The sequence below is a fragment of the Pseudomonadales bacterium genome (assembly GCA_013215025.1).
In the GTDB taxonomy this organism is placed as follows: domain Bacteria; phylum Pseudomonadota; class Gammaproteobacteria; order Pseudomonadales; family DT-91; genus DT-91.
Map to the genome: position 1 here is coordinate 1 of JABSRR010000335.1, position 1,661 is coordinate 1,661.

Annotated in this window: 3 protein-coding genes; all 3 read left to right on the plus strand. The window is 45.2% G+C overall.

Going from position 1 to position 1,661, the window contains the following annotated elements; translation table 11 throughout:
- The coding region (locus HRU21_13435; protein ID NRA43286.1) for a mechanosensitive ion channel at positions 1 to 345 on the plus strand (345 nt) is incomplete at its 5' end.
- Between the two features lie 221 nt (positions 346 to 566).
- Entirely contained in the window at positions 567 to 857 is a 291-nt protein-coding gene (locus HRU21_13440) for a hypothetical protein (protein NRA43287.1), read from the plus strand.
- A gap of 217 nt (positions 858 to 1,074) precedes the next feature.
- Positions 1,075 to 1,661 (plus strand): bifunctional aconitate hydratase 2/2-methylisocitrate dehydratase (locus HRU21_13445; protein NRA43288.1); only part of this gene is annotated, 587 nt, incomplete at its 3' end.

Below are 1,661 nucleotides of genomic sequence, written 5' to 3' on the forward strand. Positions count from 1 at the left end.
AATGGTAATGTCTACGGCGGCAATATCATCAATTACTCCGCCAAGGAAACCCGCCGTGTGGATATGGTATTTGGCATTGGCTACGATGCCGACATCAAACAAGCTAAAGAACTGCTGGAAAAAATTGTCACTTCGCATGAGCTAGTGCTGGCCGACCCAGAACCCGTCATCGCTGTATCAGAGCTTGCCGACAGCAGCGTTAATTTTGTCTGTCGCCCTTGGTGTAACACCGCCGACTATTGGACCGTGCTGTTTGATATTACCGAGACCGTCAAACTTGAATTTGATCAAGCCGGCATTTCAATTCCGTTTCCACAAATGGATGTGCATGTGCAGCAAAGCTAAGCCCAGTGAGTTAAATTTAGTTGAGTTGATCGGCTTCAGCTAAAGCCTAAAGCCAAGAACAAATAATCAAGAGCCAAGAGCCTCTGTCTGTATTCAGAGGCTTTTCTAAAGGCTTTGGCTTTGCTTGCGGCCTATCGCCCGGTAGATATTCGAATAGTATGCCAATGGCTTATAAACTTTCTATCATTTTGCTTTGCAGCTTAGTTTTAAGCAGCTGCAGCATGAGCAGCCCAGAAAATAAGCCAATCGTTTATCAAGCAGAGATCACGGGCTATGCATTTCACGATTATGCCGTTTATTTGCATCAGGGCGATACACTGCGACTGAGCTGCAATAATGCAAGCCTCGATATTGTATTGACAGCACCGATAGAAAAAAGCCTGGTAAGCGGTGAGGATTTTATCGCGCCGCAATCAGCGCATTACAATATCCGAGTGCTTCAAGCCCGCGCCTTGGCTAGGCAGCAAAAGCAGCAAAGCTATCGCCTGAGCCTAATGATCAACCCTGATTGATCAGTGACCTGTTCAGTCACAGCGATCTGCCTAGGCTTTCCACTATAACCGCCACAGTCTGCGTTTTAGGTTTTTACATAAGAAAATGATAAGCATTTGCATTAAAGCTTGAAATCAAGTATATGCTGAAGCAATGCACAAAATCGTGTAGAATATGGCCGTTTTTTTCCTGAAGGACCGGTGCATTGGCACAAACTAAAGAGGTTATGTAACAGCAATGACTTTGTATGCAGAGTATTTACAAGAAATTGAGACGCGCGAAAAAGAGCTTGGTCTTCACCCTAAGCCTATCGACAGCGCGGAGCTTTTAGCAGAAATCATCGAACAAATTAAAGATACGTCGAACGCAGCGCGTGAAGACTCGCTGAAATTCTTTATCTACAACACCCTGCCAGGCACAACCAGTGCTGCTGGCGTTAAAGCGAAGTTTCTCAAGCAAATCATCCTTGCTGAAGAAACCGTTGCTGAAATCAGCACGGCGTTTGCCTTTGAATTACTTTCGCATATGAAAGGCGGCCCATCGGTAGAAGTATTGCTAGACCTTGCTTTAAGCGATAATGCAGAGGTTGCAAAGCCTGCTGCTGAGGTTTTGAAAACGCAAGTATTCTTATACGAAGCCGATACTGATCGCTTAGAAGCTGCTTACAAAGCGGGTAATGCTATCGTTAAAGACATTTTAGAAAGCTACGCCAAAGCTGAGTTCTTCACACAGCTTCCAGAAGTTGCTGAAGAAGTTAAAGTTGTTACCTATGTGGCTGGCGTGGGTGACATCTCTACCGACCTTTTATCGCCAGGTAACCAAGC

What these genes read in the sequence shown, in the direction of transcription:
- HRU21_13440 (NRA43287.1), top strand. Translation starts at nt 567, where the DNA reads ATGAGCAGCCCAGAAAATAAGCCAATCGTTTATCAAGCAGAGATCACG.